Source organism: Variovorax sp. MSC1_012, assembly GCF_023667525.1.
GTDB lineage: Bacteria > Pseudomonadota > Gammaproteobacteria > Burkholderiales > Burkholderiaceae_C > Variovorax > Variovorax beijingensis_B.
This window is the reverse complement of record NZ_CM174443.1, coordinates 1,558,957-1,584,792: the sequence shown is the minus strand read 5'-3', so window position 1 is coordinate 1,584,792 and position 25,836 is coordinate 1,558,957. Positions and strand designations below refer to the sequence as shown.

29 protein-coding genes are annotated in these 25,836 nt (G+C 67.8%); 9 read left to right on the top strand and 20 right to left on the bottom strand.

The genetic code is table 11. The features are described from left to right. Positions 1–25: 25 nt before the first annotated feature. Positions 26–667: a response regulator gene (locus L1081_RS07465; RefSeq protein WP_489415855.1), complete on the bottom strand. Its 642-nt coding sequence runs from the start codon at positions 665–667 to the stop codon at positions 26–28. Continuing rightward, positions 664–2,160 carry an ATP-binding protein gene (locus L1081_RS07460; protein ID WP_489415854.1) on the bottom strand — a complete coding sequence of 499 codons (1,497 nt, stop codon included), beginning with the start codon at positions 2,158–2,160 and terminating at the stop codon, positions 664–666. Before L1081_RS07460 ends, L1081_RS07465 begins: the two co-directional genes overlap by 4 nt. Positions 2,161–2,221: 61 nt before the next feature. Here L1081_RS07460 and L1081_RS07455 point away from each other — a divergent pair, with 61 nt between their 5' ends. Continuing rightward, positions 2,222–3,304 carry a DUF72 domain-containing protein gene (locus tag L1081_RS07455; protein ID WP_489415853.1) on the top strand — a complete coding sequence of 361 codons (1,083 nt, stop codon included), beginning with the start codon at positions 2,222–2,224 and terminating at the stop codon, positions 3,302–3,304. Here L1081_RS07455 and L1081_RS07450 read toward each other — a convergent pair. Then, entirely contained in the window at positions 3,301–3,801 is a 501-nt protein-coding gene (locus L1081_RS07450; RefSeq protein WP_489415852.1) for an Atu1372/SO_1960 family protein, read from the bottom strand. The genes L1081_RS07455 and L1081_RS07450 overlap by 4 nt on opposite strands. 101 nt (positions 3,802–3,902) lie before the next feature. Continuing rightward, complete coding sequence (gene thpR, locus L1081_RS07445) at positions 3,903–4,517, bottom strand: RNA 2',3'-cyclic phosphodiesterase (protein ID WP_489415851.1); 615 nt, start codon at positions 4,515–4,517, stop codon at positions 3,903–3,905. Positions 4,518–4,611: 94 nt separating this feature from the next. On the opposite strand from thpR, the gene L1081_RS07440 reads away from it, so the two are divergent. Continuing rightward, a complete protein-coding gene (locus L1081_RS07440; RefSeq protein WP_489415850.1) occupies positions 4,612–5,244 on the top strand; it encodes a dioxygenase family protein in 633 nt (210 codons plus the stop codon). On the opposite strand, the gene L1081_RS07435 is transcribed toward L1081_RS07440, so the two are convergent. Genes L1081_RS07435 through L1081_RS07405 form a run of 7 tightly spaced genes read right to left on the bottom strand, consistent with a single transcriptional unit; the run spans position 5,177 to position 12,676 of the window. After that, positions 5,177–6,742 (bottom strand): PepSY domain-containing protein, encoded by a 1,566-nt coding sequence (locus L1081_RS07435; protein ID WP_489415849.1) that lies wholly within the window; start codon positions 6,740–6,742, stop codon positions 5,177–5,179. The genes L1081_RS07440 and L1081_RS07435 overlap by 68 nt on opposite strands. Before the next feature lie 32 nt (positions 6,743–6,774). Then, positions 6,775–8,868 carry a TonB-dependent siderophore receptor gene (locus L1081_RS07430; protein ID WP_489415848.1) on the bottom strand — a complete coding sequence of 698 codons (2,094 nt, stop codon included), beginning with the start codon at positions 8,866–8,868 and terminating at the stop codon, positions 6,775–6,777. 41 nt (positions 8,869–8,909) lie between these two features. Then, a complete protein-coding gene (locus L1081_RS07425; protein WP_489415847.1) occupies positions 8,910–9,890 on the bottom strand; it encodes a GTP-binding protein in 981 nt (326 codons plus the stop codon). A 40-nt stretch (positions 9,891–9,930) separates the two neighbouring features. After that, on the bottom strand, positions 9,931–10,836 hold the full coding sequence (locus L1081_RS07420) for a metal ABC transporter solute-binding protein, Zn/Mn family (RefSeq protein WP_489415846.1): 906 nt from the start codon (positions 10,834–10,836) through the stop codon (positions 9,931–9,933). Position 10,837: 1 nt separating this feature from the next. Further along, positions 10,838–11,713, bottom strand: coding sequence for a metal ABC transporter permease (locus tag L1081_RS07415; RefSeq protein WP_489415845.1), 876 nt, complete (start codon positions 11,711–11,713; stop codon positions 10,838–10,840). 55 nt (positions 11,714–11,768) lie between these two features. Beyond that, positions 11,769–12,512, bottom strand: a complete 744-nt coding sequence (locus L1081_RS07410; RefSeq protein WP_489415844.1) for an ATP-binding cassette domain-containing protein — start codon at positions 12,510–12,512, stop codon at positions 11,769–11,771. A gap of 11 nt (positions 12,513–12,523) precedes the next feature. Beyond that, complete coding sequence (locus L1081_RS07405; protein ID WP_489415843.1) at positions 12,524–12,676, bottom strand: hypothetical protein; 153 nt, start codon at positions 12,674–12,676, stop codon at positions 12,524–12,526. Between the two features lie 104 nt (positions 12,677–12,780). Here L1081_RS07405 and L1081_RS07400 point away from each other — a divergent pair, with 104 nt between their 5' ends. The 4 genes from L1081_RS07400 to L1081_RS07385 all read left to right on the top strand — a co-directional run bounded on the left by L1081_RS07400 (position 12,781) and on the right by L1081_RS07385 (position 15,458). Further along, positions 12,781–13,266 (top strand): MarR family transcriptional regulator, encoded by a 486-nt coding sequence (locus L1081_RS07400; RefSeq protein ID WP_489415842.1) that lies wholly within the window; start codon positions 12,781–12,783, stop codon positions 13,264–13,266. Positions 13,267–13,308: 42 nt separating this feature from the next. Continuing rightward, positions 13,309–13,647 carry a DUF6616 family protein gene (locus L1081_RS07395; protein ID WP_489415841.1) on the top strand — a complete coding sequence of 113 codons (339 nt, stop codon included), beginning with the start codon at positions 13,309–13,311 and terminating at the stop codon, positions 13,645–13,647. A 31-nt stretch (positions 13,648–13,678) separates the two neighbouring features. Further along, positions 13,679–14,590, top strand: coding sequence for a LysR substrate-binding domain-containing protein (locus L1081_RS07390; protein ID WP_489415840.1), 912 nt, complete (start codon positions 13,679–13,681; stop codon positions 14,588–14,590). 91 nt (positions 14,591–14,681) lie between these two features. Further along, a complete protein-coding gene (locus tag L1081_RS07385; RefSeq protein ID WP_489415839.1) occupies positions 14,682–15,458 on the top strand; it encodes a TSUP family transporter in 777 nt (258 codons plus the stop codon). Positions 15,459–15,487: 29 nt separating this feature from the next. Here L1081_RS07385 and L1081_RS07380 read toward each other — a convergent pair whose 3' ends face one another. Next, positions 15,488–15,892, bottom strand: coding sequence for an HxlR-like winged helix-turn-helix transcriptional regulator (locus L1081_RS07380; RefSeq protein WP_489415838.1), 405 nt, complete (start codon positions 15,890–15,892; stop codon positions 15,488–15,490). A gap of 26 nt (positions 15,893–15,918) precedes the next feature. Between L1081_RS07380 and L1081_RS07375 the strand changes: the two genes are divergently transcribed. Further along, positions 15,919–16,308: a nuclear transport factor 2 family protein gene (locus L1081_RS07375; protein WP_489415837.1), complete on the top strand. Its 390-nt coding sequence runs from the start codon at positions 15,919–15,921 to the stop codon at positions 16,306–16,308. Positions 16,309–16,326: 18 nt separating this feature from the next. Here the strand turns inward: L1081_RS07375 and L1081_RS07370 are convergent, their stop codons facing one another. The 3 genes from L1081_RS07370 to L1081_RS07360 are packed head-to-tail and all read right to left on the bottom strand — an operon-like array spanning position 16,327 to position 18,544. After that, positions 16,327–17,232: an alpha/beta fold hydrolase gene (locus tag L1081_RS07370; protein WP_489415836.1), complete on the bottom strand. Its 906-nt coding sequence runs from the start codon at positions 17,230–17,232 to the stop codon at positions 16,327–16,329. Positions 17,233–17,238: 6 nt separating this feature from the next. After that, positions 17,239–17,628: a Rid family hydrolase gene (locus tag L1081_RS07365; protein ID WP_489415835.1), complete on the bottom strand. Its 390-nt coding sequence runs from the start codon at positions 17,626–17,628 to the stop codon at positions 17,239–17,241. 7 nt (positions 17,629–17,635) lie between these two features. Next, positions 17,636–18,544 carry a ferritin family protein gene (locus L1081_RS07360; protein WP_489415834.1) on the bottom strand — a complete coding sequence of 303 codons (909 nt, stop codon included), beginning with the start codon at positions 18,542–18,544 and terminating at the stop codon, positions 17,636–17,638. Positions 18,545–18,679: 135 nt separating this feature from the next. Between L1081_RS07360 and L1081_RS07355 the strand changes: the two genes are divergently transcribed. Continuing rightward, a complete protein-coding gene (locus L1081_RS07355) occupies positions 18,680–19,588 on the top strand; it encodes a LysR substrate-binding domain-containing protein (protein WP_489415833.1) in 909 nt (302 codons plus the stop codon). Between the two features lie 22 nt (positions 19,589–19,610). Beyond that, entirely contained in the window at positions 19,611–20,711 is a 1,101-nt protein-coding gene (locus L1081_RS07350; protein ID WP_489415832.1) for a tripartite tricarboxylate transporter substrate-binding protein, read from the top strand. A gap of 84 nt (positions 20,712–20,795) precedes the next feature. Here the strand turns inward: L1081_RS07350 and L1081_RS07345 are convergent, their stop codons facing one another. From L1081_RS07345 to L1081_RS07325, 5 genes are read right to left on the bottom strand one after another with little or no spacing between them, the layout of a single operon-like run. Continuing rightward, on the bottom strand, positions 20,796–21,803 hold the full coding sequence (locus L1081_RS07345; RefSeq protein ID WP_489415831.1) for a tripartite tricarboxylate transporter substrate-binding protein: 1,008 nt from the start codon (positions 21,801–21,803) through the stop codon (positions 20,796–20,798). 35 nt (positions 21,804–21,838) lie between these two features. Then, positions 21,839–22,702, bottom strand: coding sequence for an isocitrate lyase/phosphoenolpyruvate mutase family protein (locus L1081_RS07340; protein WP_489415830.1), 864 nt, complete (start codon positions 22,700–22,702; stop codon positions 21,839–21,841). A gap of 6 nt (positions 22,703–22,708) precedes the next feature. Then, the gene (locus L1081_RS07335; protein WP_489415829.1) at positions 22,709–23,698 is read right to left on the bottom strand and encodes a tripartite tricarboxylate transporter substrate-binding protein; all 990 of its coding nucleotides are present in this window, start codon (positions 23,696–23,698) and stop codon (positions 22,709–22,711) included. Next, on the bottom strand, positions 23,695–24,636 hold the full coding sequence (locus L1081_RS07330) for a hydroxymethylglutaryl-CoA lyase (protein ID WP_489415828.1): 942 nt from the start codon (positions 24,634–24,636) through the stop codon (positions 23,695–23,697). Before L1081_RS07330 ends, L1081_RS07335 begins: the two co-directional genes overlap by 4 nt. Beyond that, positions 24,633–25,832 (bottom strand): CoA transferase, encoded by a 1,200-nt coding sequence (locus L1081_RS07325; protein ID WP_489415827.1) that lies wholly within the window; start codon positions 25,830–25,832, stop codon positions 24,633–24,635. Before L1081_RS07325 ends, L1081_RS07330 begins: the two co-directional genes overlap by 4 nt. Positions 25,833–25,836: the final 4 nt, after the last annotated feature.

Sequence of the window (25,836 nt, the reverse complement as noted above, 5' to 3'; positions counted from 1 at the left end):
TACGGAGCGCCACGGAGCGCGCCTTTCAGTCTTGCCCGGCCACCAGCACCGCGTAGCGCCGGATCAGCTGCGCGAGCGAATCGCAGTCGAGCTTCGCGAACAGGTTGGCGCGGTGCGTCTCGACCGTGCGCGGCGACAGCGCGAGCACGCGTGCGATCTCCTTGTTGGTCAGGCCCTGCACGATGAAGGCAAGCACTTCGCGCTCGCGCTCCGACAGCTGTGCCACGCGCTCGCGCGCCGCGCTGTCGGCCTGCGAGCGTTCGCGCGAGCGCACATGCTGGCGCACCGCCTGCTGCAGGGCTTCGAGCAGTTGCTCGTCGTCCACCGGTTTCTCCAGGAACTCGGCCGCGCCGGCCTTGAAGGCGCGGCGACACATCTCGACCGTGCCGTGGCCCGTGAGCATGATCACCGGCTGGTCGACGCCCTGCGCCATGAGCCGGTCGAGCACCGTGAGGCCGCTGATGCCGGGCATGCGCACGTCGAGCACGATGGCGCCGACGCTCGCGCGGTCGAAGCCATCGATGAAGGCCTGCGGGTCGGCCCAGCCCTGCACCCGCAGGCCGACCGTGCCGATCAAGAGCGACAGGCTGTCGCGCACCGCCTGGTCGTCGTCGATGAGATGGATCAGCGGCGATTGCGGCTGATGGGTGGCCAAGGTGCTGTTCATGCCATGCGCTCCGTGGAGGCGGCCACCAGCGGCAGCAGCAGCGTGAAGCGTGCGCCGCGCGGCGCCGCATTGGCCGCGGACAGGCTGCCGCCCATGCCGCTCGCCAGTGTTTCGCTGAGGCTCAGGCCAAGGCCCAGTCCGCCTTCGCGCGTGCTGAAGAAAGGCTCGAAGAGGCGCGGCATGGCTTCGGGCGCGATGCCGCGTCCGTTGTCGGTCACAGTCAGCACACCCTCCTGCCCATTGCGCCCTACCGAAACAGAAAGGCGGCGCTCGGACGCGGGCACCAGGTCGAGCGCCTGCAATGCGTTCATCAGCAGGTTGTGCACGATCTGCTCGAGCGCCACCGCTTCGGCCTGCACGCGCACCGGCGCCTGCGCGGTGGCGTCGAACTGCGCCGCAACGCCGCGCTGCGCGAACTCGGGCGCCAGCAGGTGCATGGCGCTGCGCACCACCTCCTGCAACACCAGCGGCTTCACGTTGCCGCCGGCTTCGGGGCGTTCGATCACGCGGCGCAGCCGGCCGACCACGCCGGCCGCGCGGCGCGCCTGCTCCACGGCCTGGCTCATTGCATTGCGCGCCGTGGCCAGGTCGGGCGGATCGTCGTCGAGCAGCCGGCGCGCGGCCTGGGTATTGGCCAGCACGGCCGTGAGCGGCTGGTTCAGTTCGTGCGCCAGCCCCGCCGAGAGCTCGCCCAGGGCATTGAGACGCGCCACCTGGCCAAGGCGCAGCAGCTCTTCGGCCCGGCGGCGCGCGATGCGCTGGCGCTGCGCGGCCCACAGGCCGGCCAGCAGCAGCGCCGTCGCCGCGGCCCAGCCGGCGATGCCGCGCCATGGCAGCTCGGCCCAGCCCACACGACGTTCGGCCACGAGGTCGAAAGGCTGGCTCGGCGAGGCCAGGGGCTTGGTGAGGCCGAAGCGCCAGCCACTCGCATCCGCTTCCGCCCGCCCCGGTTGCACGACGAACTGCTGCCCGCCGCGTTGCAAGCTCACGCGCACCGGGCTCTGCTTCGGGTCCATCGGCCAGTCGCGCCACGGCACCGTGCCGGCCAGATCGATTTCGAGGGCGTAGCTGATCGGCGTCGCGCCCATCACGAGCTGGTAGCGGCCCTGCGCGAGGTCCAGTCCCGCCAGTTCGGCGCGGCGCTCGCTGCGCGAACGCGCTTCCGCGGCGGCCAGTGTGCCGGCCTGCTTCTCGTCGGGCCAGGCCTGGTCGCGTTCGCGCCGCTGCACGCGCAGGATCGACGGATAGACCGATGGCAGGCGCTGCTCCGGGCGGTCGGCGCCGTCGCCGGGTTCGAGCAGCGCGAGCGTGGCCAGCACCGCGTCGTATTGCACCACCTGCTGGCTCATGAGCCGGTGCGCGATGCGCGCGTCGGTCTCGAAATCCTGCTGCAGCTGCGCGAGCTCGGCGCGCGCGAGCCACACCGCGCCCACGGCCGTGAGGACCAGCCATGCCAGCCACCAGCCACCCTGCGTGCGCAACCACTGTTTCATGGCGCGGATTGTGCCCGGCGCCGCGAGGCCACCCGATGTTGGCCGAGAATGCGGCCCCAACATGGCTGATGAAGTGCAGGACTCCCTTTTTCCCGATCTTCCGCGTCCGACCGAGGCGCCCTCCACTGTGCCGCCGGAGGCCGAGGCCGATCCGCCCGCGAAGAAGAAGAAGCCGCGCGGCGCCATCGTGGCACCGGCACCCGCCGACCCGGCACTGGTCGAGCTGGCCGCGGCGCTCCCGGCCGGCCTGCGGCTCGGCACCTCTTCTTGGAGCTATCCCGGCTGGGCCAACCTCGTCTGGGATGGCGAATACGCCGAAACGGTGCTGTCGAAGAGCGGACTGTCTGCCCTCGCCCGCCATCCGCTTTTCCGCACGGTGAGCCTGGACCGCAACTTCTACCGCGCGCTCACGGCCAGCCAGTACGCGCGCTACGCGGCCATGGTGCCCGACGACTTCCGCTTCGTGGTGAAGGCGCCGAGCCTCGTGACCGATGCCACCGTGCGCGACGAAAGCGGCCGCGGCACGCAGGTCAACCCGGTGTTCCTGAACAGCGAGATCGCGATCCAGGAATTCGTGCAGCCGGCGCTCGAAGGGTTGGGCCACCGCATCGGCGCGCTGGTGTTCCAGCTGAGCCCGATTCCTGCGCAGCTGCTGGCCGACCAGCCCGCGCTGCTCGCACGCATCGGCGAAATGCTCGAGGCACTGCCAGGCCTGAAGCCGACGGCGCCGGATGCCGTGATTGCAGTCGAAGTGCGCGACCCGCAACTGCTTTGCCCCGCCTTCGCCGCCATGCTGCGCAGCGTGGGCGCCACCTTCTGCATGGGCCTGCACGCCAAGATGCCGCCGATCGAGGACCAGCTGCCGATGCTGCGCGCACTCTGGCCCGGGCCGCTGGTGTGCCGCTGGAACCTGCACCGCCGCCACGGCCGCTTCGGCTATGAAGATGCGGAAAAGCTCTACGGCCCGTTCGACCGGATCGTCGATCCCGACCCCGAGACGCGCGAGGCGCTGGCCCGCGTGATCGCGGGCACCACCGGCGCGGGCCAGCTGGCCTACGTCACGGTGAGCAACAATGCCGAAGGCTGCGCGCCGCTGACGATCGCCTCGCTTGCGCAGGACATCACCGGCCTGCCGAAGCGCTAGCTGCTTCGGCCTGCACTCTCCTTGGCCGCCACCGTCATCTCCAGCTCGACGCTCGCGTTCTTCGGCAGCGCATAGACGCCAACGGCGGTGCGCACATGCACGCCGGCATCGCCGAACACGCGGTGCAGCAGCTCGGAGGCCGCATCGGCCACTTCGCTTTGCTGTGTGAAATCGGCCGTGCACTGCACGAAGACGCCAACGCGCAGCACCTTCTCGATGCCGTCGAGCGAGCCGAGCTCGCGGCGCAGCAGCGCCAGGCAGCGCAAGGCGCAGATCTGCGCGGCCTCGCGGGCCTTGCCGAGCGGCACCTGGTCGCCCACGCGGCCGGTGACGACCACCGTGGTGCCCACGCGCGGCACCTGGCCGCTGGTGTAGAGCGTGCGGCCGTCGCGCACGACGGGGATGTAGTTGCCGCCGGCAACGAGCTCGCCCTCGAAGCTGTGGCCCAGCTCGGCGGCGATCCGGTCGGCAATCTGGTCTCGGGTCTGCGACGTCATTCTTGGCTTCCGTTCAGCGAAGCCTCATTGTCGCCATCCGATCGTCGAAGAACAGATACAAATCACACAGGCGCGATGCACAACAGACGATGCGTCACGCCTCAGGCCGCCCGGCCCGAAGGCCACCGCCCCAGCACCTCGTGAATGCCCTCGCCGACGTGGCTTTCGATCAGCGAGAACGAGTCGGCCATCCACCGGACCGGCTCGACCAAATGTGGCTCGATCTTGCGCGGCGTGTAGGCCAGCGTCATGTGGGGCGTGAAGCCGCGCTCGGGTTTGAAGCCCGCATCCGCCAGCGCCTCGCCAAGGCGCTGCCTGAATGCCGCAAGCGCCGAGGTGCCGCCGCCGCACAGCACAAAGGCCTTGCTCTGCTCGAAGCGCATGGCCTCGTCGAACACCACCTCGAACGACGGCGGCGCCACGGCGGCAGCCGCCTCCAGGGCCGCTTGCACCTTTTCGCGTGGCACCGCCGGAAAGTGTCCGAGGTGATGCAGCGTGACATGCAGGCGATGCGCCTCGGTCAGCTTACCCTTGAGCGCGTGCCGGCCCTTGAGACGCGCCGCCAGCACGGCAATCGACGCGGCATCTTCGGGCCGCGGAAAGATCGCGAAGAACAGCGAGCGCGGCAGGCGCTCCTTGGGTGGTGCGGTGCGGCGCGCCCGGCGCAGTGGCGGCGGCGCGGGATCGATGCCTGGGAGTAGCAGCTGTTCGGGCATGGGAGATTTCGGATTCACCGGTGCATTCAAACACGGCCGAAGACCGTTGACCCGCGCGCGGAACTCGGCGCATGCTGCACGGCTCTGACCTGCCATGAACGCCCTGCCAGCACCCGGCCTTCCCCGGCGCACCGTCGCCGCAGCGCTCGTTGCCATGCCCTCACTCTGGCTGGGTGTCCGCGCCCAGCCGGCGGCCAGCCGGCTCGCAACGCCCTCGCAGACCGAAGGGCCCTTTTATCCCGTCCGCCTGCCGCAGGATTCCGATGGCGATCTGCTGCGCAATGGCACTCTGGACTACCGCGGCGGCCAACCGGCCTGGGTCGAGGGGACGGTGACCGATCTCGACGGCAAGCCGCTGCGCGGTGCGCAGGTCGAGATCTGGCAATGCGATCAGAACGGCCACTACCACCACCCCGGCGACGGCGACCGCGCCGACGCCGCCTTCCAGGGCTTCGGCCGCGTCTCGGTGCGCGAGGACGGCAGCTACCGCTTCCGCACCATCCGCCCGGTGCCCTACAGCGGCCGCACGCCGCACATCCACGTCAAGGTGAAGCTCGGCACGCGCGAGCTGCTAACGACGCAGCTCTATGTGGCCGGCGACCCAGGCAACGCGCGCGACTACCTCTGGCGCAATCTTCCGCAGGCCGCGAGGGAGGCCGTCACAGTGCCTTTCGAGCGCGGGCCGGATGGGCTGCAGGCGCGCTTTCCGATTGCGGTTGCGGCCTGAAGGCGCCCGCCGCTGATGCCCGCCTTCGCCGCGAGGGAACCAGGGCACGCCAGGCGATCACGCAAGACGTGACGCACAGCCCGATTCCCAGCAGCGAGAAGCCCAGGACCAGCGCATGCCGCAGCCACGGGCGCGCGAGAAGCGGCGCGAAGTCCAGGCTGTGCAGGCCATGGTAGAGAACGCGCTGCCATCGGCCCGACGCGTCGCTGCGCAGCAGAATGCGTGCCGACGCAGGATCCGCGAAGGCGGCCACGCCATCGGTCCAGTCGGCGCGCCACACGGGCAGCGGACGGGTATGGCGGGTGTTCGGGTCCGCAGCCTCGCGTGCGTAGTACAGATCGTCGTAGGAATCGATGCGGCGCACCGCGGGAGCGCCGGCCTCCGGACGCAGCGCGGCCAGCAAGGCTTGGACGGTGGCCGCAGGCAGCGCGGCAATGGCCTGCCCCGGATCGCGCGTCTCGGCACGCACCAGCAATTGGCCTTCGGCGGATTGCAAGCGATACCACGGCTGCCCCGCAACCTGCAGCAGCTCCAGTTCACGCGCCGCAAGGCCCTGCCGGTTGGCCTGCCTCAGCGCCTCGGCCGGATCGAGCCGCGCCTCGGCCGGTGCACCGGCCCAGCGCACGCGCTCGTCCGCCGTGGCCCCGCGCGCGGAAAACACGCCGAACGGGTTCATCGACAACAGGCCCGAACAGATCCATGTGAGCGTGAAAATGCCTGCCGCCAGCCCGGCGATGTGATGCCAGCGCAGCCAGAACTTGCGATAGGGAATCCAGCGCGAACGGTTCAGGAAAAGCTGCCAGGTGCCCAGCAGCACGCCGCTCAGCGCCAGCAGCGTCGCCGGAAGGGAAAGCCACACGACGACGTGGTGCCAGGCGGCAGGGAACCGCCGCAGCACGGTTGGATAGATCCAGTGCGGCACGGCACCCAGCCAGTTCCAGAAGCGCTCGGCACGGCGCGTGTCGCGCACGACCTCCGCGGCATCCGGCGAAACATAGAGCTCGAGCCCGTCCTCGCCAGCCAATGCGACCTTCACCAGCGGCCGATAGGGATCGAGACCCTGCGGCACGGTCCATTGGTCGCGCTCCAGGCGCTCGGCGTGCTGCGCGCGGCGCCCGCTGAAGGCCTCGGCCACCGCGGCCGCCTGCGTGTTGGCGAGCGGCAGGCGCAAGGCACCGCTGCGCGCGTCGAGCGTTCGCCAATGGGGTGCGGCAGCGCCCTGCCGTTCATGCGCCAGCAGCCGCCAGACCGGATCCGCACCCGCCATGCCCAGGCGCGCCTCGCTGAAGCGAAGTCCGGCGCGCCGAGCCGCTTCCTCGGCGGTCAGGCAGCACCCCGGCGGCAATTGGAGCAGCGGCAAGGCCTGCAGGCGTTCGACGGGCGTGAGGCTCGGAAACGGCACAAAGTACAGAACAACGCCGCTCGCAAACCACATGAGGAAGAACAGCGCAAGCACGACGCCCAGCCACTTGTGCAGAAAGACGAGCGCCCGCTTCATGACGCAATTGCCGGCCGCACGGCATCAATCACTCAGAAGCGCGCACGCGCCGTCAGCTGCACCGTGCGCGGCGCTCCCAGCAGCCAGCGCACGTTGCCAGTGCCCGAAACCGCGTAGTCGCGGTGCGCCAGGTTCTTGACGGCCAGGCTGAAGTCCAGGCTGCGCGAGTACTCGTAGACCAGCGACGCATCGAACACGGTGTAGGCCGGCAGGCGCGCCGTGTTGGCCGCATTGGACTGCCGCGTGCCAACGTAGCGCGCACCGATGCCCAGCTGCCACTGCGGCTGGAAGCGATAGGCCGTCCACAGGTTGGCCGCGCGTTCGGGCACGCCGATCGGGATGTTGCCCGCGCGGGAGACAGCGCGCCCGGCAACCACTTCGTTGAAGTCGTCGTAGCGCGCACGCAGCAATGCCGCATTGGCGTCGATCGTCCAGCCGGGCAGCGGCTCGGCCGCCAGGGCCAGCTCGATGCCGGTCGACGATTGGCGACCGACCTGTTGGGTGACCTTGGGATCATTGGCATCGCGGGACAGCAGGTTGCGCTTTTCGATGCGGTAGAGGGCCAGCGTCCATTCGCCCTTGATCGCCGGCAGGCTGCCCTTGGCGCCCACTTCGAGCTGCCGGCCCTTGGTCAGGTCGAAGGCATTGCCACCGTTCGGAAGCGAAAGCGCGCCGCTCAATGGGTCGGTTCCCGTTCCGTATTGGCCATAGAAGGAAACCGTATCGCTGGGAGCCCACACCGCACCGATGCGGCCCGTGACCGGGCTGTATGTCTTCGACAGACGGGTGCCCGTGCGCAGATCGCTGTTGTCGAGGCTCATGCGATCGCTGCGCAGGCCGGCCACGAGCTTCCATCCCGGAGCGAGTTCCAGCGCGTCCTCCGCGAAAAGCGCAGTCGTCTCCAGGGTCGAGCGGCGTCCCGGCAGCGTTGGCACCGGACTGATGAAATGGCCCGGCGCAAAGAAGAACGGGTCGACCGAGCTCGCGCCGCCGTACGGCGAATTGTTGGTGTGCAGCAGGGTCGTGCGATACCAGTCCAGGCCGGCGACGAAGCGGTTCTTCAGGCCGCCGAGCTGCCCGTCGAAGGTGGCATCGAACCGGTTGCCCGTCTGCTCCTGGTCATGCAGGATCTCGATGTAGTCGCCGCGGCCGACCCGCGTGCCGGCCTTGTTGAAGGCGTAGGCCTCCGCGTTGCGCCAATGGCGCGCGGACGCCAGGTGGTAGAGCTCGTTGCGCAGCTGGATGCCGTTGCCGAGCTGGTATTCGGCCTTGGCGCGCCACATGTGGTCGTCGTACTTCACGACCGAATCGCCCACGTTGAAATTGGTGCGCCGCAGCCGGCTGTCGAGCACGCCATCGAGAAGCGGCGTGCCGAAGTAGCGGGCATCGTCATTGCGCCCGCCATCGAACGACAACGTGAACTTGAGCGCGCTGCTCGGGCGCGCCGCAAGGGCGAGTGCGTAGTTCTGCCGATTGTAGTTCTCGAGGCGGCGAAATCCATCGCTCGTGCCCGCGTCGACGTAGACGGAATAGGCCAAGGTGTCATTGATCGGCCCGCGCAGGCCGATGCCGCCTTGCCGGGTTCCGAAGGAGCCCAGGCTGAAGAAGGCTTCGCGCTCGGTGCGGTCGAACCGGGGCTGTTTGGTGATGTAGTTGACGGCCGCGCCGATGGCGCCGTCGCCAAAGAGCACCGAGGCCGGCCCCCGGAGCACCTCGACCGACTCGAAGGGCCAGGTGGAGAACGGATAGGTCACGGTGCCGGACGCAACCACCAGCCGGGTGCCATCGACCAGTTGGGCCACGGAGTTGTGCCCGGCAAAGCCCCGCGCCACCAGGCTGGTGCCGCCGTTGCCGGGCGCGGGCGCTTCGGTAACGCCGGGGAAACGAACGGCGACATCCTGCGCACGCGCCAGGTTGCGTTCGGCGATGTCGGTGCTGCCCAGGCTGCTGACACTGGCCGGCGTCTCGCGCGGCGCAAGGCCGAGGCGCGAACCGGTCGCGCTCGGGAGGTCGAGGCCCAGGCTGCTGCCGGGAGCGGTTTCGCCGGCCGAGACCTCGACCGCCGGCAAGGCAGCCTGGGCGCGCGATACGGCCGGGTGCATCGCCAGGCCGGCGATGCATGCCATGGCGCGCATCGCCCTGTGGCGGCGGATCGATGGGCATGGCTTCATGCTGCTGCGGCCAGGCATTGTTCGAGTCCCTGCACCAGCACATCCCTGGGCAGCTGCTTGCCGATGAAGACGATGCGGCTGTGGCGCGGCTCGCCTTCTTTCCAGCTGGGGCCGGCCTCGGTGCCCATCAGCATGTGGACGCCTTGCAGCACCACGCGGGTGTCCAGCCCGACCACTGCGATCACGCCCTTGTAGCGCATCAGGTGGGTGCCGTAGATCCGCAGGATGGCGCCGAAAAAGTCTTCCAGCCGCGCCGCATCGAAAGGCCGTTCGGCGCGAAAGACAAAGCTGGAGACATCGTCGTCGTGTTCGTGATCGACATCGGTCAGGAAGTCGGGCTCGATCTCGAGGATCGCGTTCAGGTTGAACCCGCGGATGTCGAGCAGCTGGTCGATCGGAGCCTGGCCGAAATGCGCCGCGGTGATCGGTGCACGCGCATTCATGCGCAGCAGGCGCTGCTCGAGCGCCCTCACCTCTTCGACCGACACCAGATCGGTCTTGGACAACAGGATGCGGTCCGCGAAGCCCACCTGCTCCTGGGCTTCATGGTGCTCGTCGAGCTGCGCCATCGCGTGCTTGGCGTCGACCAGCGTGACGATCGCATCGAGCAGGTAGGTCTGGCTGATCTCTTCATCGACGAAGAAGGTCTGTGCCACGGGCGCCGGGTCGGCCAGCCCGGTGGTCTCGATGATCACGCGGTCGAAGCTCGCACTGCCATTCTTGCGGCGCGCCGCCAGCTCGCCGAGGATGCGCACCAGATCGCCGCGCACGGTGCAGCAGATGCAGCCGTTGTTCATCTCGATGATCTGCTCGCCCTCTTCCTGCACCAGCAGTTCGTTGTCGATGCCGGCTTCGCCGAACTCGTTTTCAATCACTGCAATCTTGTGGCCGTGCTGCTCCTTCAGGATGCGGTTCAGCAGCGTGGTCTTGCCGCTGCCGAGGAAGCCGGTGAGGATGGTGACGGGAATAAGGCTCATGGACGACTCCGAGTAAAGATTGATCTGGTACTCGGCAAGCTCAGCGTTTCGCCGAGAGAGCCGAGGCAATGGTTGTGGCGTTGTGCGCGAACAGCTTCAGGTAGGTGTCTGCCTCGGTTCCGGGCGCCGACAGCGCATCGGAATAAAGCCGGCCGCCGACGATGACCCCGCCTTCGCGCGCAATGCGCTGGACCAGCCGCGGGTCGGAAATGTTCTCGACGAACACCGCGCGCACGTCCTCGCGCCGGATCTGGTCGATCAGGCGCGCAACCGAGGCGGCAGAAGGCTCGCTGTCGGTGTTCATGCCCTGCGGCGCAAGAAACTCGATGCCGTAGGCGGCGCCGAAATAGCCGAACGCATCGTGCGAGCTGATCACGCGGCGATGCTGGCGCGGCACCGCATCGAAACGCGCGCGAACCTCGCGGTCGAGCGCCTGGAGCCGCTCGATGTAGCTCGCGCAGCGTTGGCCGATCTCGGCCGCGAATGCCGGCCGTGCCCGCGCCATGGCATCGCGCAGGTTCGCCGCATAGCGCTGGGCGTTCGCAAGGTCTTGCCATGCATGCGGATCGGATTCGCGGCCCATGCGGCGCACCGGCACGCCCTCGCTGGCCACGACGACGGGACCGCGATAGCCGGATGAACGCACAAGCCGGTCCATCCAGCCTTCGAACGCCAGGCCGTTGACGACGACCAGTTCGGCATTGGCAAGGCGCCGCGCATCGGCCGGGCTCGGCTGGAAGACGTGCGCGTCGGAGTCCGGACCGACCAGGGCCGCGACTTCGACCGCGCTGCCGCCGATCTTGCGCGCCATGTCGGCAAGGATCGAGAAGCTCGCGACGACGCGCAGCGGCCGCGGCGCGGTGGATTGGGCAAGCGCCGGCAGCGGCAGCGCGATGAGCGACGCGGTGAAGAAGCGGCGGCGCGCGGGGTTCGCTGGGAGGTTCATGTCAGGCATTTCGATGAGAGCGTGAGCGCAGCAGCCGGGCAAGCAGTCCGCCGTTCGAACCGAAAACCAGCGACAGCAGGTAGGCCGCGCCCGCCACCAGCACGATCGCGGGCCCCGAGGGCCACTGCGCATGGAAGGACAGCAGCAGCCCGGCAAAGCCCGAGAGCAGCGCGATGCCGGCCGCAACCAGCGCAAGGCTCCAGACTTCGGCGGCCCAGAAGCGCGCGGCGGTGGCCGGCAGCATCATCAAGCCGACCGCCATCAGCGTGCCCAGCGCCTGGAAGCCCGCCACCAGGTTGGCAACCGTAAGAACCAGAAAGACGCCGTGCACCAGCGAGCCGGGGCCACCCACGTTGCGCAGGAAACCCGGATCGAGACATTCCACGAGCAGCGGCCGGTAGATCACCGCCAGCACGACTAGGGTCAGGCTCGCGACGCCGGCCATCAGCAGCAGCGCCGCATCGTCCACCGCAAGGATGGTGCCGAAAAGCATGTGCATCAGGTCGACGCTGCTGCCGTGGGTCGACACCAGCAGCACGCCCAGCGCGAGCGCGATCAGGTAGAAGGCCGCAAAGCTCGCGTCCTCGCGCTGCGACGTGACGCGCGTGACAAAACCCGCCGCCAGCGCTACGGCGAGCGCCGCGAGGAATCCGCCCGCGCTCATTGCGGCCAGCGAGAAGCCGGCAAACAGAAAGCCGAGCGCCGCGCCCGGCAGCAGCGCGTGCCCCATGGCGTCGCCCATCAGGCTCATGCGCCGCAATACCAGCAAGGTGCCGATCGGCGCGCTGCCCAGGCCGAGCGCCAGCGTGGCCACCAGCGCACGGCGCATGAAGCCGTATTCCACGAAGGGCTGGACCAGCAAGGCACCGGCGTTCACGACACAACCTCCGCGCTATGCGCTGCGGTATTCGCCTTGGGAGCGGCCCGGCGGCTCATGCCGCCTCCCTGCACACGGGCGCATCCTCGTCCCACGCCTCGGCCATCTGGCGCGCGCGGAACAGGTTCTCGGCATGCAGCACTTCGGCCGTCGGCCCCCAGGCCACACAGCGCCGCGCCATGAGCAGGGTGCAATCGAAATGCAGGCGGACCTGCTCGAGGTCATGCAGCACGGCAATCACGGTGCGTGCCTCCGCATGCCAGCGCGCGACCACGCCCAGCAGGTCGGCGGTGGTGCGCGCGTCGATTGCGTTGAACGGCTCGTCCAGCAGGATCACCGGTGCGTCCTGCAGCAGCACGCGCGCAAAGAGCACGCGCTGGAACTGCCCCGCCGACAGCTCGGCGATGCCGCGGCGCTGGAAGCCGCCAAGGCCGACGGCCTCCAGCGCGGCTCCCACGGCATCGCGCTGCCGCGCGGCGATGCCCTTGAAGCTGCCGAGCCGCCCCCAATGCCCGAGCGCCACCAGGTCGAACACCCGGATCGGAAAGCTCCGATCGATCTCGGCCTGCTGCGGCAGCCACGCGATGCGGTCGCGCGAGGCGCCGTCGAAGGAGACCCCGCCCTCGGCTGGCCGGATGCGTCCCATGATCGCGGCAAGCAGGCTGGTCTTGCCCGCACCGTTCGGCCCGACGATGGCGGTGAGCGAGCCCGGCGCAAACTCTCCCGACAGGTGATGCACGGCCGGGTGGCTGCGATAGGCCACCGTGAGGTTGTTCAACCGGATGGCGGGAGGAGACATCGGCGCCCCGCTCATTTCAGCGCCCAGCCTGCAGCCAGCCACAGTGCCGCGGCCAGCATCAGCGCGCCCGCCACGCGCACCCATGCGCTGGCCATCAGCAGGCTCGGCGGGCTTTCCGGCCAGGCATTGGGCGCAGCTTCAGTTTGGCGGGTCGGGTGTTCCATACCTTGACTATATTGCAATTGCGAATGCATTCGCAATAACAACAAGAACCCTTGCGCCACAGGATTGCCATATATATGATTAGCCACCATACAATATGGTGGCTATGAAAAATCTCGAACAGAAATACCTGGCCCTTCTGGGCGAAGCCGAGCGGCGCCAGATCCCCGACCTGGACAACATCCGGCTTTGCTTCCAGGTGCTGTCGCTCGCCTCGTCCATCGACCGCGACTGCGCCGCGCTGCTGGCGCCGTTCGGTCTGTCCGAAGGCCGCTTCGTGCTGTTGTTCGTGCTCGACGCGGCCGATGACGGCCTGGCCCCGAATGCGCTTGCCGAGCAGGCTGGCGTGACGCGCGCCACCGTCACCGGCCTGCTCGATGGACTGGAACGCGAATCGTTGATCGAGCGGCATGCCGATGCCAACGATCGGCGCTCCTTGAACATTCGACTGACGCGCAAGGGCAAGCAGATGGCCCGGAAGGCGTTCGATCAACACGGCCGCTGGATTGCCAGCCTGTTCCTCCATCTGTCCGTACAGGAGCGAAAGACGCTCGCCGGCCTGCTGCAAAAGGTGGCGGCAGGCCGGTCATGACCAGCGGCACCGCGCATCACAACCTCAAGCAAAGGAGCTTCCATGTCCCACTACCTCGTTGAACTCTATTCCCCCAAACCCCGCTGGCTCGCATTGCCGGCGGTGCAGCGCAGCCAGTTCCTGGACGGAATCAAGGCAGGCATGGGCGGCCTGAGCGAGCTTGGCGTCGAAATCCTGATGCTGGGCCAGACCGAATCGGGCGTCGACCAGGCCAGCAGCCATCGCTTCCTCGGCATCTGGCGCTTTCCTGATGCCAAGGCCCGCGATGCCTTGTTGGCAGGCATCAAGGCATCGGGTTGGTACGACCATTTCGAGCACGTGAATGCGGCCGGTGCCGGGGGTGACTTTTCAAGCCATCTGGCCGAACTGGCGAATGCTTGAAGGCTGATTGCAAAGTCGAGAGAAAGTCACCATGCTCACCCCCCGGCAGTTGCGCTATTTCGTGGAGATCGTCGACGCCGGAAGCTTCAGCTTGGCGGCCGAGCGCTTGTTCATCGCCCAATCGGCCCTGAGCCGGCAGGTGCGCGAGATGGAACGGGAACTTCAGGCAACCCTGCTGGAGCGCGACACGCGCCACCTGGAGATGACGGCGGCAGGCCGGTCGCTGTACGCCGATGCGCGCCGCATCCTGGCTGCGCTGGAGGACGCGGCGGCCCGCGCGAGCCACGCTCAGCGCGGCACCGAAGGCACGCTGCAACTGTTGCATTCGAGTTCCGTTCCCTTGAACGCCCCCATCCTTGCGCTGGTGCGGCAGCATTCGGAACAACATCCCGGTGTGTCGATCGAGGTCTCGCAGGCTGCCTCGGAACACCAGGCGCTGGACATCCACGAGGGCCGCGCCGACGTGGGACTTGCGCGCGCCCCCATCCTGCGGCGCTTTGGCGACGTGCACTACGTGCCTCTGTACGAGGAGCCGCTGGTGGCCGCGGTGCCCACCGGCCACGCGCTGGCTGCCCGAGCCAGCGTGCCCCTGGCCGCACTTCGCCATGAGCGCTTCGTTGCCATGCCGCACCTCGAGCGCGGTGGCCTGAGCCACCGGGTGGCCGAGTTGTGCCGGGTGCAGGGCTTCCAACCTCTGCCTGCCTCGGTGCGCTCGCGCAAGTGGGCGCAACTCGCGCTGGTGCAGGGTGGCTTCGGGATCGCGGTCGTGCCCGAATCCATGGCGCGGCTGGCGCCGGAAGGCGTATGTCTTCTGCCGCTCGAAGGCGGCGATTGCACGACCGGCGTGCTGGCGTTATGGCGGCGCGACGCACCGGCGCTGGTGCAGCGCTTCGCCGATGCACTGCAGGCATCACTGGGCACCAAGGCCGGCGGATCCAGCTGATTTCGAGATAAGCGCACGCCGCATTCTCTATTGGCCGTTTCGGGCGCGGGTCGATAGATTGGCCGGGCCGATCAACTCTTCCCGATGCCCCGTGGATGCCCTCGTTGCTTTCGTTCATGCCAGCCTGCCGCTGCCCCCGCTTCAGCTTTTGGTCGTGTGTCTTGGCGTAGCCATCGCCTATGTGATCTTCGGCCTCGCGGGCTTCGGCACCGCGCTGGTGGCCGGTCCTGTGCTGGCGCACTTCGTCCCGGTGGCCACCATCGTGCCGCTGCTGGCACTGCTGGATTTCGCGGCAGCGGGCGTCAACGTGGCACGCGACGGCAAGTCGGCCGACACGGCGGAATTGCGGCGCATCGTGCCGGCGATGGCACTGGGCAGCCTGTGCGGCGCCGCCATCCTTCTGCTGGGCCGGGCAGAGACCTTGCTGTTGGCGCTGGGCGTCTTCGCCGTGGGCTACGCCTTGTATTCGCTCAGCGGCTTCAAATCGGGCGCAAAGTTCACATCGCGCGCAGCGCTGCCATTCGGATTGGTGGGCGGCGTTTTCTCCGCGCTGTTCGGCAGCGGCGGCTTCATCTACGCCATCTATCTGGCCGGACGTCTCGAGGCCAATGAACGCATCCGGGTGACGCAATCCACATTGATCGGCCTTTCCACGCTGACGCGCGCGGTGCTCTTCCTGCTTGCAGGCGTCTACGCCAACCGGGAAATATTCGTGCTGGTCGTGGCGCTGGCGCCCGCGATGCTTGTCGGCACGGCCCTTGGGCGGCGCATCACGCTGGCACTGTCGCGTGGGCAATTCCTGCGCATCGTCAGTGTGATCGTGCTGTGTTCGGGGATGGCTCTGATCTGGCGGTACCTGACGGACTGAGGCTCAAACTGTGGCGGGCGCACCTCGGGTCAGCCCGATCGGCCAGTTTTTGCCCACATTTCCAACCGATCCAGCACCAAGACCAGCGACCGCCCGCGCGCCGACAGCGTATAGAGAACCCCGCGGGGAAAACTCGCCAGGAGCTCCCGCGAAACCAGGCCTCGTTGCTCCAGGCCATCCAGGCGTTCGGTCAACACCTTGGGCGTGATTCCGGCCAGGCACTCGACCAGTTCGCCATGACGCTTGGGACCGGTTTGCAGATGCCAAAGAATCAGCGCGTTCCAGCGGTGCCCCAGGAAGGCCAGCCATTCTTCGACGGGGCACTCGCTGGCATGCTTGGGCATCGGCGTGTCGATGCCGGCCGGAGCTGCCGGATTCTCTGCAGTCCTATCCATTTGGTGAGTGCCGGATCCGCATGTTGTGATGAGCTCCATCGTATTTCAGAGAGAGTTCATCCGTCATGTTCAAGGTCACGACCCCCGCCGCAATGAACGAAGCTTTTGCCCAGGCATTCAACAGCCGCAGCATCGACAACCTGCTGTCTCTGTACGAACCGGATGCAGCCTTGCGCACCGATCCCTCGACTCGGACCTGCAGGGGAAAGCCCGCCATCGCCGCCGAGCTCGGCAAGCTGCTGGAGATTTCGGGCGTCATGGTGTCCCGCAACAACTTCTGCGTGGAAGTGGACGGCCTTGCGCTACTGCGGGCCGACTACAGCCTGGCCTCGCCGACGGGAAAGACAATCCTCGCCGGAAGTTCGGCCGAGGTCGTGCGCCGACAGGCGGATGGCTCGTGGCTCTACGTCATCGACCATGCGGCAGGCGCGAGTCTGCCGTGTGTTGAAGACTGAGTCGGTCTGGCGCCTGCCCTACCGGCGGCAGGAGGCCGCGAAGAAGTCGAGGATCTGCTCGCCCAGCAGTTGCTCCCCGCTGTTGAAGTGCGCCATGACGGAAACGTGGTTGTGGTCCGCGACCGTCATGTGGCGCGGCGCGATACGACGCGCCTCCGCCACGCGATAGGCGAATTCGGTCGCATAGACGTCGAGCAGCGGGTTCTCGTATTGCGCATTGACGACGAACACGGGCATTGCGAGGTGCGCCGCATGCGCGATAGGCGCCAGGGCCGGATAGAGGCTTGCGTCGTCGCCGAAATACGCCCGCACGCCGGCCGCGTTGGGGTTTTCCGGCAAGGTGTCGGCGCGTAGCCGCGCGGACACCAGCACCAGGCAGCACACGTCGCGCCGCAGGTGGGCGAGCACCGGATCGCAGGCAAAGGTCGCCGCGTGGGTGCCTCCGGCGGAATGGCCGATCAGGCAGATGCCGCGCGGATCGCCCCCAAAGCCGTGGATGTGCCCGGACACCCAGGCGCAGGCCGCGGCGACGTCCAGGGCACCTTGCGGATGCGGCGCCTCCGGTGCCAGCCTGTACTCGACATTGACGCCCACGCAACCCTGGCGGGCGAACCAGGTCAGCACGTTGGCGTACATGGCCTCGTTGATGTCCTTGGCACCACGCACGAAAGCGCCGCCGTGCACGAAGACCACCACAGGCGCGTCACGCGCAACTGCCGGACGATAGACGTCCAGCAGCTGGCGCGGATGAGATCCGTAGGAAAGTTCACGCGTGACGGCGACGCCGTCGCACGGTGCCGCCATCAGCACAGGCAGGTAGGCGGCCTTGACCCGGTCGCCCGCGCTGCGGATGTCCTGCTGCCACACCGGGCCGACCTCGCGCAGCAGCTCGTCCATTGCGCCGGGCCGAGGGATCGCGCGCATGGCCGGTCAGTCCTGCCGGAAGGCTGTGGCCTCGACCTCGAAACACCAGTCCGGGTGCGCCAGCGCCGCGACCACCACCAGGGTCGAGGCCGGCCGCGCCGATCCAAGGTACACGCTGCGGATCGCATTGAGCCGGGGCAGGTCCGCGGCACGGGTGAGGTAGGTCGTCACCTTGACCAGGTGCGATGCGTCCATGCCGGCCGCCTGCAGCACCGCCACCAGATTCTTCCAGGCCTGGTCGGCCTGGGCCTCGAAGCCTTCCAGCAGACGGCCTTCCGGAGTCACGCCGATCTGGCCCGCCACGTGCAGGCAGATACCCGGGCCTTGGGTGGTGATGCCGTGGCTGTAGGCACCCGCAGGCGCTGCGACGGTGTCGGGAACGATGCGTTGATGCATGGCGGTCTCAGTGCACGGCGCTGTCGATTTCCGGGATGGCCGGGATCTCGACGCCGTACACGCCGATGTCCTCGCGAATCTTGTTCACGCCCATGCGGATGATGCCGATCTCTTCATCGGGATGCGTCGCGCCAAGGCCGTGGTCGGCCGCCAGCGCCCGGTTGCGGCCGGAGCGCGCTCGCTCGGCGTCCGGCAGGTTGACGACAGCATAGACGCCGTTGAGCAGGCTGCCGCGCAGCTTCTTCGCGACCTTCAGGCCGATGAGGCGTTTTTCGTCGGAGGGCAACTCGCTGAAGAAGCGCCGCATGATGATGCGGCCGAACTGTATGTGGCGGGCCTCGTCGCGCAGGATCAGCCGGCAGACCTCGCGGATCGAGTCGAACCGGGCGTTCTCGTAGCGCGCCTGCAGCAGGTCGCCGGACAGCTGCTCGAACAGCGTGTTGACCGAGAGGCCGGCGAAGAAGCTCATGGCCTTCTCGTCCGACTCGTCGTGGAAGCGCGGGATGATGTCCTTGAAGTAGTCCGATCGCGGCATGGGCTCGTATTCGGCAAGGGCGTCGGCGATGCGGAAGCTGGCCTCGTGATGGCGGAACTCCTCGGCGATGAAGTTGGTGATGTGCTGCTTCACCTCGAACGGCTGGTGTTGAAAGATCGCGTCGCGCAGGCGCTCTGCGCCATAGGGGGTGGCGCCGTGCTCCATCCAGGCACGCAGGCTCCACCATTCGGCGCCGGCCTTGCGCACTTCCGGCGGCAGATCGGCCTGCTGGAGGTCCGAATAGTCGATGTCTGCAATCGGGTTCCAGGCCAGGTCGCGTGCCTGGGTGCAGAGGCGCCAGACCTCCGGGTACTCGATCTTCGACACGACCGGATAGGGGTTGGGAACGGCGGGAATTTCTTCGAGCAGGGACGGCTGCATGGGCGTGGTTCCTTCATTCGGCGATGGGGGGATGCCGTTCATGCTAGGCGCGTGCTCTTGATACATCCAATACTGTTTAAATGGAGTCGTGATCCGAACTGTGTATATCCAGTCAACTTTCACAAGGCTGTCCAGATGATCGAGTTCAGGCAATTGCGTCAGTTCGTGGTGGTGGCGGAGGAGCTCAACTTCGGCCGTGCGGCGGAGAAGCTGCACATGTCTCAGCCGCCACTGAGCGTGGCCATACGCAACCTGGAGCTGCAGGTGGGCACGCTGCTGATAGACCGCAGCCGGCACCATGTGCGCCTTACGCCGGCAGGCAAGGTGTTCCTGAGGGATGCGCACCGCCTGCTGACACAGGCCCATGCGGCCACGGAGCGCGCCCGGCGTGCCGCCCAGGGCGCCGAAGGCTCGCTCAGCCTGTCCTTCGTGCCAAGCGCCGCGCTCGACCTTCTTCCGGACATCTTCAAGCGGTTTCAACGCGACTACCCGACGGTCCACCTGCAGGTGACCGCGGATACGACCACCCGGCAGGTGGAGGCCCTGCGGCGCGCCGAGGTCGACCTGGCCCTGGTGGTCGGCCCGCTGCAGGACGTGCCGGACCTTGCCTTTGTCGATCTTCAGGCGCAGGGTTTCGTGATTGCCGTGCCTCGCAGCCATGCCCTGGCAAAACAGCGCTCCGTGAAGATCAAGGCCCTGGCGGCAGAGCCCTTCATAGCCTTTCCAGCGGCCGAGGGCGCGGGTTTCGTGGCGGCGCTTCTCAGTGCCTGCAAGGCCGCGGGCTTCTCGCCAAGGGTCGTCCAGGAAGCCTCCCAGATGCAGGCCGTGCTGACACTGGTCGCCGGCGGCCTGGGCATCGCCCTGGTGCCGGCCTCCATGCGCATGCTGGCCATGAAAGACGTGACCTTTCTCGACGTGGCCGAAACGCGCGCGCCGCCGACCTACCAATTGGCGTTCGCCTACAGCCGCACCAACGACAACCCTGTGATCCATTCTTTCCTGTCGGTGGCGAGCAAGGTCGTCTCGCACGCGCGCAGCGCCTGAATCCCGGCGTTCCGGCCGGACCATGGTGATTCGATTCATGTATGGATTCGGTACGCAGTCCGTATTGGACGTTATGACGGGCCGTTCGCATCATGTCGGCAAAGGCGCCGGGAGCGCCGCCGGCGTCGCCCGCATCTGCCAACTGGAGCCCACGATGAAATTCATGAAGCTGTTCGCCACCCCGGTGCTGCTGGCCGCAGTCATCTTCGCTGTGCCGTCATTCGCACAGACCTACCCTGCCCGCGCGATCACGCTCGTCGTTCCCTATCCGCCGGGGGGTTCGGCCGACATCCTGGCGCGCACCGTCGGCGAACAGCTGGCAACACGCCTTGGGCAGCCTGTGATCGTGGAGAACAAGGCCGGTGCCGGCACCGCCATCGGCGCACGTTTCGTCGCAGATGCCAAGCCCGACGGCTACACCCTGCTCATGGGCACCGTCAGTTCCCAGGCGATCAATCCGGCCATGAGCAAGGTGGGCTACGACCCGATCAAGGGCTTTGCGGTCGTCAGCGCGCTGGCATCGATCCCCTTCGTGCTGGTGGCCCATCCCGCCGCGCCCTACAGCAATGTGCCGGAGCTGATCGCCGCTGGCAGGAGCAGCCCCGGCAAGATCGGCTTTGCCTCGGCCGGGCCGGGAACCTCCAACCACCTGGCGGGCGAGATGCTCGCGAACGCCGCGCAGATCCAGCTGCTGCACGTGCCGTATCGCGGCAGTGCGCCTGCGCTTGCGGACGTGCTGGCCGGGCATGTGCCCGTGATGTTCGACCTTCAGACCACAGCCCTTCCCAACCTCAAGGCGCAGAAGGTCAAGGCGCTGGCCGTGACAAGTCTGCGTCGCAGTCCGTTGCTTCCCGACGTGCCCACGATGGCGGAGAGTGGCTTGCCGGACTTCGAAGTCAGCGCCTGGTTCGGCCTGTTTGCACCCGCCAAGGTCCCGCAGCCTGTACTCAGGCAGCTGTCCGAGGCAATGGCCGATGTCCTCCAGGCTCCCGCCATGGTGCAGCGCTTGAGGGAAATCGGCACAGAGCCGGATACCCGCAACGCCGCGCAGTTCGCCAGCTACACGGCAGCGGAAGTCAGCAAATATGCGCTCATCGTGAAATCGGCGGGCCTCGCACCCTGAGCGTTGGAGCCGCCGATGCTGCGCCCATGAGGACTGCCGGACCGGTGTGCGACAGCAAGACGGCCAGAGCCGCCATCTCGCGCCTCAATCAATCTTGATTCCCGCCGCCTTCACTACATCCGCGTACTTCTTCAAATCCGCCTGAATCTGTTGCCCGAACTCAGCCGACGTATTGCCCACCGACGTGATGCCGAGCTTGGCCAGGCGCTCCTTGACCGCAGGCTCGTTCACCACGGCATGCAACTCGCGCTGAATGCGGTCGATGATGGGCGTGGGTGTCTTGGCGGGCGCGAGGATGCCGATCCACGAACTCGCTTCGAAGCCCGACACGGTTTCGCCGACGGTGGGCACGTTGGGAAGCGATGGCAATCGTTGCCCGCTCGAAATCGCGATGGCGCGCACCTGCCCTCTCTCGATGAAGGGCAGCGCGCCGGCCACGGCGGTGTAGAGCATCGGCAGCTGGCCGCCGACCACGTCGGTCATGGCCTGGCCGCCGCCCTTGTAGGGCACGTGGACGAAGTTGGCGCCGGTCTTCACCTTGAGCATTTCAGCGGCGACGTGGGGCGTGCCACCCGTGCCAGAGCTGCCGTAAGACAGGCCGCCCGGGTTGCTCTTGGAATACGCGATCAGCTCGGGCAAGGTCTTCGCGGGCACGGAGGGGTGCGTGACGATGACGAGGACCGCGTCGCCGATCTTGCTGACGGGCACGAAGTCTTTCACTGTGTCGAACGGGACTTTCGCGAACACGTGCGGGTTGATGACCAGCGTGCCGTCGAAGCCCAACACCAGCGTGTAGCCGTCGGGCGGCGCGGCCGCGACCAGCTGTGTGCCGATGTTGCCGGAGGCGCCGGGCCGGTTGTCGACCACCACCTGCTGGCCCAGCCGGGCGCCAAGGCGCTCGGCCACGACGCGCGCGCCGGTGTCCGTCACGCCGCCGGGTGTGAAAGGCACGATGAGGCGAATCGGTTTGTTCGGGTAGTCCTGTTGCGCGTGCGCCGGCGTTGCTGCGATGGCAAGCGCACTGGCGGCGACCATTGCCATCGTCAGCAAGCGGCGCCGGCAGCGGCGCGGGAGGTTGTGGGTGTTCGTCATGGGGTCTTGTCTCCGTTCTTTTGTTGATTGAATCTTCAGCGTGCCCAGCGCTTGTCGAAATCCCACACTTCCTGAAAGCCGATGAGGCCGCAGAACTCGTTGAAGTCGAACAGCGGCACCTCGGGCGTCTGGCTGACGCCGCTGTCCTTGAGGTTGCTCAACGCGCGCTCCATCGCGGCAGCGGCCGACAGGCTGGTGAGCGAGGGGTAGATGGCCAGCGCAAAGCCGATCTCCTCCAACACCTTCGCAGGCAGGATCGGCGACGTGCCGCCATCGGCCATGTTGGCCAGCATCGGCTTGTCGAATGCGGCGCAGGCCTTGCGCATCTCTTCTTCGGACTGCGGCGCCTCGAAGAACAGGATGTCGGCACCGGCCCCGGCATACGCCTCCAGGCGGCGCATCGCCTCGTCGACACCGAGCGATGCACGCGCATCGGTGCGGGCGATGATGAGGAAGTTGTCCTTGTCCTCGCGCGCCTCGGCAGCCACCTTGATCTTCTCGACCATGTCCTGCATGGGCACGCAGCGCTTGTTGGGCGTGTGGCCGCACTTCTTCGGAAACTCCTGATCTTCGAGCTGGATGGCCGTGACACCGGCCGCCTCGTAGCCGCGCACCGTGTGGTGCACGTTCAGCAGCCCGCCGTAGCCGGTGTCGGCATCGGCGATGACGGCACCCTTGCTCGTGCGCACCAGCGTCGCCATGCGGTCGAGCATCTGCGTGTAAGTGGCGATGCCCGCGTCGGGCAGGCCCAGGCTGGAGGCCGTGAGCCAGTAGCCCGTACCGTAGACGATGTCGAAGCCGACCTTGTTCGCCACCGTGGCGGCGATCATGTCGTGCAGGCCGGGTGCGACGATGAATTCGCCGCGGTCGAGCTTCTGCCGGAGGATGGGGTTCGCCATACCCGCTTACTCCGCCGTGATGCCGCCGCGCTGCGCGACGAGCGACCACTTCTTCGTCTCGCTCGCCAGGAAAGTGCGGAACTCGGCTGGTGGCGTGAGCGTGATGTCGGCGCCCTGGTCATGCATCTGCTTTTGCACGGCGGGGTCGGCCGTGACCTTCTTCAGGTCCTGGTTGATCTGCGCCACGATCGGCGCCGGCAGGCCGGCCGGGCCGAACAGGCCATACCAGCTCAGCGACTCGACACCGTTCAAGCCCGCCTCCGTGAAGGTCATCGCATCGGGGAACAGCGGCATGCGGCGATCGGCCGCGACACCCACCACGCGCAGCGCGCCCGAGCGCACGTGCGGCAGCGCAGTCAGCACGCTGGTCACGCCCATCGGCAGGTGCCCGCCGATGATGTCGACCATGATCGGCGCGCCGCCCTTGTAGGGCACGCCGGTCAGCTTGAGGTTGCCGACCTGGCGGATCAGTTCGCTGGTCAGGCGCGTCTGCCCTTCCGAGTAGCCGCAGCCCAGTTCGTCCTTGCGTGCCGCGGCCAGCAGGTCGGCCAGCGTCTTGTAGGGGCCGTTGGCCTGCACCACCAGCACCGACGGCGAGTTCGCGATGTTGGTGATGGGCGTGAAGGCCTTGTCGGTGTCGTAAGGCAGCGATTTCATCAGCACCGGGTTGACCGCGTGCGAGCCCACCACCAGCAGCAGCGTGTGGCCATCGGGCGCCGCGCGCGCCACGGTGCTCGAGCCGATCACGCCGTTGGCGCCGGTGCGGTTGTCCACCACCACCGACTGGCCCCACAGCTCCGACAGGCGCTGCGCCATCAAGCGGCCCACGATGTCGGTGCCGCCACCGGCGGAATACGGCACCACGAGCGTGACGGCCCTGCTCGGGTACTTGGCGCCTTGCGCGAAGGCGCTGCCGGCCGTGCCGGCGGCCGCGAGCGAGGCGAGGCCGGCGAGCATCTGGCGGCGGTTGGGATGAAGGTGGAAGGTCGGGTTCATGCAAGTCTCCTGGTGTTGTCTTGTGTGTCCTTGTCACGCTGGCGGCGCAGCCAGGTGATGGCGCGGCCGCCGAGCGGCCTGCGCAGTGCGTCCTGCGCGAAGTCGACCGCCGCCAGCAGGCCGGCGAGCGAGATGCCGGTGGCGAAGCCGCTGCGCTCGGCCATGAGCACGAGGTCTTCCGTCGCGACGTTGCCGGCGGCGCCGGGCGCAAACGGGCAGCCGCCGATGCCGCCGACGCTCGCATCGAAGCGGCGCACGCCAGCTTCGAGCGCCGCCCATGCATTGGCTACGCCCATGCCGCGCGTGTCGTGCAGGTGCACCGCAAGGCGCTCGATCGGCACCACGCCGCGCAGCGCCGCAAAGCGCTCCTTCACCTGACCCGGCGAGGCCGCGCCGATGGTGTCGGCGATGACGATCTCGTCGGCCGCGGCTGCGTGCATGCGGGCCGACAGGCGCAGCACCTCTTCGAGCGGCGTCTCGCCCTCGAAGGGGCAGTCGAAGGCCACGGCCACGTAGGCGCGCGTGCGCAGGCCCAGCGCGCGCGCGGCGGCCAGGGTCTGCTCGCTCACCTCGGTCGCCTGGTCCAGGCCCATGTTGATGTTCTTGCGGTTCATGGTCTCGGTGGCCGAGAGCACGACTGCGATCTCCTTCGCGCCGGCTGCGTGCGCACGCTCCAGCCCCTTGAGGTTGGGCACCAGCACCGAGGTGCGCAGCGCCGCGAAGCGCGCCTGCACCTGCGGCAGCAGTTCACCTGCGTCGGCCATCTGCGGCACGGCCTTCGGCGAGACAAAACTGGTCGCCTCGATGCTGCGCAGGCCGGCCTCGACCAGCAGTTCGACCAGCCGCAGCTTGCCCGCGGTGCCGACGTGGACCGCCTGGTTCTGCAAGCCGTCGCGCGGTGCGACGTCGGTGATGTGAATCGCTTCCTTCGCGCTCATGCAATCGCCCCTTCGGCGCGCAGTGCTTCGAGCTTGTCGGGTGCGTAGCCGACGAGGTCGCCGAGCACCTTGCGCGTGTCTTCGCCGAGCGCCGGCGGGCAGGTGAACCCCCGGCCCTTGTCGGCTGCCGACAGCTTGATCGGGTTGCCCGGCATGCGCACGCGTTCGCCGGTCTTCAGCGGCACCTCGACCACCATGTCGCGCGCCAGCACCTGTGCATCGTTGAGTGCCTGCTCGAAGTTGTTGACCGGGCCGCACGGAATGCGCGCCTCGCGCAGGCGCTCGAGCCAATAGGCAGTCGGTTGCTTGCGCATCGCTTCGCCGACCACCGCGTCGATTTCGGCCTTGGCCGCGAAGCGCACCGGCTGCTGGCGGTACTCGGGCTTGCGCAGCGTCGGCAGGTCGATGAACTCGACGAAGCGCTCGAAGAACGGGTCGCCGATGCACGCGATGATCACGTGGCCGTCGGCTGTGGGGTAGCTGTTGTACGGCACATGCACGAAGTGCCCGTTGCCGATGCCTTCGGGCACGTGGCCCGACAGCAGATGCATCGTCGCCATGTAGTTGAGCAGCGAGATCTGCGCGTCGAGCATCGAAATGTCGACATGCTGACCCACGCCGGTCCGGTCGCGCTCCACCAATGCAGCCAGCACGCCCATTGCGCCGAACATGCCACCGCCGAGGTCACCGATCGGGATGCCGCTGCGCGTCGGACCCGTCTCTGGCGTGCCGGTGATCGACATGCCGCCCCCCATCGCCTGCACCACCTGGTCGAAGGCCGGGCGCTGTGTCTGCGGGCCGGTCTGGCCGAAGCCGGTAACCGAGCAGGTGACGATGCGCCGGTTCACCTTGGCAAGCGAGGCGTAGTCGATGCCCAGCCGCCCGGTCACGCCGACGCTGAAGTTGTCGAACACCACGTCAGCCTTGCGCACGAGGTCGAGAAACACCGCCTTGCCGGCCGGCGTCTTGAGGTCGACGCACACGCTCTCCTTGTTGCGGTTGAGCGTGAGGTAGTACGCCCCCATGCCGTCGCGCGAGTAGTGCGGGTCGTTCTCCAGCAGGCGGCGCGTGCCTTCGCCGCTGCCGGGCGGCTCGACCTTGATGGTGCGCGCACCGAGGTCGGCCAGCAGCATGGTCCCGTAGGGGCCGGACAGCATGTGCGTCAGGTCCAGCACGGTGATGTGTTCGAGTGCCACGTTC